Origin of the sequence: Actinomadura logoneensis (assembly GCF_003428695.1) — a bacterium.
In the GTDB taxonomy this organism is placed as follows: Bacteria; Actinomycetota; Actinomycetes; order Streptosporangiales; family Streptosporangiaceae; genus Spirillospora; species Spirillospora logoneensis.
Map to the genome: position 1 here is coordinate 1 of NZ_QURH01000825.1, position 4,858 is coordinate 4,858.

Sequence of the window (4,858 nt, forward strand, 5' to 3'; positions counted from 1 at the left end):
GCCGGTCGCGCGGGCCGGTCGCGCGGGCCGGTCGCGCGGGCCGGGCGGGATCCGGTCGGGGGTCGGGCGCGGTCAGTCCGGGAGCGCGGCGGTGAGGTGGCCGGCGACGGCGTCCGCGACGAGGGTCGCGAGGGTGTCGACGTCCATCGAGGCCAGCGGCTCGATGCCGAGCAGGTAGCGGCAGTAGACGACGCCGAGGCTCTGGCTCAGCAGCAGCGCGGCGCGCTCGCGCACGTGCGGGTCGTCCGGGCGGACGGCCCGCACCGCCGGGACGATCTCTTGGTCGAAGATCTCCTGCACCCGGGCCGCCGCGTCCGGGCGGGTGGGCGCGGCGCGCAGCAGGACGGCCTCGGCGGCGTTGCGGCCGCCCTCCCAGCGGTCGAGCATCGCGCGCACGTACGAGGCGGCGGCGTCCTCCGGGTCGTCCGCCAGCACCGGGACGGCCAGGTCGATCGTGGACGCGGCGGTGTAGAGCGCGGCCTTGCTGCCGAAGTAGCGGATCACCATGGACGGGTCGATGCCGGCGTCCGCCGCGATCGAGCGGATGGTGGCCCGCTCGTAGCCCTCGGCGGCGAAGGCCCGCTGGGCGGCGGCGAGGATCTCGGCCCGGGTCCGCGCCGAGCGTTCGGTGAAAGCCATGCGGACAACTGTAGGTCAACAACTGTTGGCAAACGCGCCCAAGTTTGCCACCATGTGTTGGCCACCAAGTGTTGGCGAACAGCCATGGGCAACCCTGGGAGACCCCCGTGAACGCTCTTCCCACCGCCGCCGAGGTGCTCGTCGCCGGAGCCGGACCCGCCGGACTCGCCCTCACCGCGTCGCTGCGCGACCGGGGGGTGGACGCCGTCCTCGTGGATCGCCTCACGGCGGGCCTGAACACCTCGCGGGCCGCCGTCGTGCACGCCCGGACGCTGGAGGTGCTGCGCGAGCTGAAGATCGCCGACGAGCTCGTCGCGGCCGGGATCACCGCGCCCAGGTTCACCGTCCGCGAGCGCGACCGCGTGCTGCTGACGATCGACTTCGGCGACCTGCCGACCGACTTCCCCTACGCGCTGCTGGTCCCGCAGAACGTCACCGAGGAGCTGCTGCTGCGGCGGCTGGAGGAGCTCGGCGGCGCCGTCCTGCGCCCGCACGAGCTGACCGCCGTCCGGCAGGACGCGGACGGCGTCACCGGCGTCCTCGCGGGCGGCCACGAGATCCGCGCCCGGTACGCGGTCGGGACGGACGGCATGCACAGCGTCGTCCGCGAGCAGATCGGCGTCCCGTTCGAGGGCGACACCTACGCCGAGTCGTTCGTCCTCGCCGACGTGCGGCTGGACTGGGCGTCGTCCGCGCCCGAGGTCATGCTGTTCTTCTCCCGCGAGGGCGTCACGGTCGTCGCGCCGCTGCCGGGCGGGCGGCACCGCGTCGTCGCGACCGTCGCCGAGGCCCCCGAGCACCCGACCGCCGCCGACGTCCAGGCGATCCTCGACGCGCGCGGCCCGCGCGAGCACCCCGCCCGCGTCACCGAGGTGGTGTGGAGCAGCCGGTTCCGCGTCCACCACCGGCTCGCCGCCCGCTATCGCGAGGGCCGGGTGTTCCTCGCCGGGGACGCCGCGCACGTGCACAGCCCGGCGGGCGGCCAGGGCATGAACACCGGCATCCAGGACGCCGTGGACCTCGGCCACCGCCTCGCCGCCGTGCTCCGCGACGGCGCGTCCCCGGACACCCTGGACGGCTACGAGGCCGCCCGCCGCCCGGTCGCCGAGGAGGTCGTCTCGCTCACCGACCGGATGACCCGCGTCGCGACCGTCGGCAACCCGGCGCTGCGCAACCTCCGCAACACCTTCCTGCGCACCCTCGACTGGCTGCCGCCCGTCCACCGCGCCATGGCCATGCGCATCTCGGAGCTCGCCACCCGGGAGTGACCGGCTCGTCCGGCGGACGGTCCCGTGAGAAGATCACGCCACTCACACCCCCCGCCCCTCACGGGGCCGTCCCGAAGGCACTTCCTTGCCCAACCCCCTGAAGGCGACCCTGGTCGCCGCGACGGCCCTCGCGGCCGTCGTCGCGGTGCCGGCGTCCGCCGACGCCGCCACCCACGCCTGGCGCATCGCGCTCAACCTCCACCCCACCTCGCGCACCGAGATGGACGCGCTGACCGTCGCGTCCAAGAAGGACGGGTGGGCGTTCGGAAACGCGTACCACCCGAAGGCCAATCCCGCGATGGTGCCGTTCTCGTACCACTGGAACGGCAGGACCTGGAAGTACGTCGCCCTGCCCAAGGGCCTGGACGGCCAGGTCCGGGGCGCGTCCAGCGTGTCGCCCTCGGACGCGTGGGCCGTCAGCACCCCCGGCGAATCCCCCGGCAAGGGACCGAACGCGGTCCTGCACTGGAACGGCAAGCGCTGGTCGGTCGTGAAGCGGCTGCCGGGGCGCCCGTCGTCCGTCCAGGCGTTCAGCGCGAAGAACGTCTGGGTCTTCGGCGCGGGCATGGCCGCCCCGGGCTCCGACACGTGGCACTACAACGGCCGCACCTGGACGCGCGTGAAGACCGGCACGTTCACCCCGAACAAGGTCAGCGCGACGTCGTCCACCAACATGTGGACGTTCGGCCGCGACACCGCGCCCGGCAAGGACTTCAAGACCGTCGGACGCTTCGACGGACGCCGGTGGACGACCACGAACGTCGGGGTCGACGTCAGCGCCGTCCTCGCCGTCTCGTCCACCAGCGTGTGGGCGACCGGCTGCCAGTACGGGGCCAAGAAGCCGAACTACCTGCTGCACTGGAACGGCAAGGGCTGGAAGAAGTCCGCCGCGCCCGGCACGGCATGCCTGGACGGCATCGCCCTCGACGGCTACGGCGGCGCCTGGTTCTCGTCGCGGGACGCCGGGGTGTTCCTGCACCGCTCGAAGACCGGCAAGTGGAGCACGGTCCGCATCCCGCGCCCGTCCGGCACACCGCGTCCCGTCCAGCTCGCCCACGTCCCCGGCACGGGCGTCACCTTCGCCGTCTCGACGAGCGTCGTCGGCTCGTGGAAGAGCTCGTCCGGCCAGCTCCTGAAGTTCTCCTGACCGGCGAAAGCGCGGTGGGAGGCCCGTAAACGGGCTGATCACGCGGATGGTCCCGTGAGAAGATCGCGGCACTCACCCCCCTTCGCCCCTTTTTTCGGGGCCATCCGCAGGAGCACTCCTTGCTCAACCCCCTGAAGGCGCCCGCCCCCCTGAAGGCGATCTTCGTCGCCGCGACGGCCCTCGCGGCCGTCGTCGCGGTGCCGGTGTCCGCCGACGCGGCGAGCCATGCCTGGCGCATCGCGCTCAACGTCCACCCGACCTCGCTGTCCGACATGAACACCGTGACCATCGCGTCCAAGAAGGACGGCTGGGCGTTCGGGTCCGGCTACCGCCCGAACACCAAGCCCGCGGTCGTTCCGTTCTCGTACCACTGGAACGGGAAGACCTGGAAGTACGTCGCCCTGCCCAAGGGCCTGGACGGCAACGTGTGGGACGCCTCCATCGTGTCCCCCTCGAACGCCTGGGCCGTCAGCAGCCCCGGCGAAGGGCCGGGCGACGGCCCGAACGCGGTCCTGCACTGGAACGGCAAGCGCTGGTCGGTCGTGAAGCGCGACCTGCCGGGACACCCCGGTTCCGTCAAGGCGTTCAGCTCCAAGAACGTCTGGGTCTTCGGCGCGGGCGTGGCCGCGCCCGGCTCCGGCACGTGGCACTACGACGGCCGCACATGGAAGCCCGTGAAGACCGGCACGTTCATGCCCGACGGTGTCAGCGCGACATCGGCCACGAACATGTGGACCTACGGGCGCGACGCCGCACCCGGCAAGGACTTCAAGACGGTCGGACGGTTCGACGGTCGCAGGTGGACCTACACCAACGTCGGGGTGATGGTCTTCGGGCTCCTCGCCGTTTCCCCCCGCAGCGTGTGGGGCCTCGGCTGCAAGTACGGGGCCAAGAACCCGAACTACCTGCTGCACTGGAACGGCAAGGGCTGGAAGAAGTCCGCCGCCCCCGGCACCCGGTGCCTGAGCAGGCTGTCGCTCGACGGCTACGGCGGCCTCTGGGCGGTGTCCGAGGACGCCAAGGGCAACGGCGTGTTCGTCCACCGCTCGAAGACGGGCAAGTGGAGCACGGTCCGGCCTCCGCACCCGACGGGGCGGCCCTTCCTGACCATGCTGGCGCACGTCCCGGGGACCGGCGTCACGTTCGCCACCTCGATCACGTCCGTGATCGGCAAGTCCGGCGGAACGACCAGCTCGTCCGGCCAGTTGCTGAAGTTCTCCTGACCGATGGGACCGCGGGGAGCCCGGATCGTCGCCGGTGCGCTGCTGGCCTGCCTGTGCGGGCTGTACGCGGCGACGGCGGTCGGGCGGCCCGTCGCGGTCCTCGCCGCCTCGGGCGTGCTGTGCGCCGGGGTCCTCGCCGTCTGGCTGCGTTCGCTCGAACGCGGCTGGACGGTCCGGGACCTCGGCGTTCTGGCGTTCTGCGGCTACGCGTGCACGGTCCCCGGCTGGGTCTCGGTCGGGCTCGTCGGGATGGTCGGCGGGGCGCTGGTCGTCGCGGGCCGGACGTGGCTCGCCACGGCCGTCGGGCTGAGCGCGTTCGCGCTGGCCGCCCTGCGCGGCGGACCGCCCGCGCACGTCGTGGACGTCGCGCTCACGGCCGTGCTGAGCGCGGTGATCGTCGCCGGGCTCGCGCGGCTGGTCGCGCGGATCGACGGGCGCGCCGCGGCGCGGATGACGTTGGCGCTGGCGGCGGTCGAGGAGGAGCGGCTGCGGGTGGCGGCCGAGCTGAACGCGGGCCTCGGCAAGAGCCTGGACGCCGTCGCCGGCGCCCGGCCGGACGGGCTCGGCGCGGTGCTCGCGAC

At 73.2% G+C, this 4,858-nt stretch carries 5 protein-coding genes; 4 read left to right on the plus strand and 1 reads right to left on the minus strand.

What is annotated here, in order from left to right:
* Positions 1 to 72: 72 nt before the first annotated feature.
* Positions 73 to 639, minus strand: a complete 567-nt coding sequence (locus tag DZF91_RS28215; RefSeq protein ID WP_117360161.1) for a TetR/AcrR family transcriptional regulator — start codon at positions 637 to 639, stop codon at positions 73 to 75.
* A gap of 107 nt (positions 640 to 746) precedes the next feature.
* Here DZF91_RS28215 and DZF91_RS28220 point away from each other — a divergent pair, with 107 nt between their 5' ends.
* The 4 genes from DZF91_RS28220 to DZF91_RS28235 all read left to right on the plus strand — a co-directional run.
* Positions 747 to 1,907, plus strand: coding sequence for an FAD-dependent monooxygenase (locus tag DZF91_RS28220; protein ID WP_117360162.1), 1,161 nt, complete (start codon positions 747 to 749; stop codon positions 1,905 to 1,907).
* A gap of 85 nt (positions 1,908 to 1,992) precedes the next feature.
* On the plus strand, positions 1,993 to 3,054 hold the full coding sequence (locus DZF91_RS28225) for a hypothetical protein (RefSeq protein WP_117360163.1): 1,062 nt from the start codon (positions 1,993 to 1,995) through the stop codon (positions 3,052 to 3,054).
* A gap of 119 nt (positions 3,055 to 3,173) precedes the next feature.
* Complete coding sequence (locus tag DZF91_RS28230) at positions 3,174 to 4,277, plus strand: hypothetical protein (protein ID WP_117360164.1); 1,104 nt, start codon at positions 3,174 to 3,176, stop codon at positions 4,275 to 4,277.
* A 3-nt stretch (positions 4,278 to 4,280) separates the two neighbouring features.
* On the plus strand, positions 4,281 to 4,858 hold a 578-nt coding region (locus DZF91_RS28235; RefSeq protein ID WP_407920947.1), incomplete at its 3' end, for a hypothetical protein.

Bases quoted from the DNA above. Each gene is read 5' to 3' on its own strand.
- DZF91_RS28215 (WP_117360161.1), bottom strand. From the start codon at position 639: ATGGCTTTCACCGAACGCTCGGCGCGGACCCGGGCCGAGATCCTCGCC.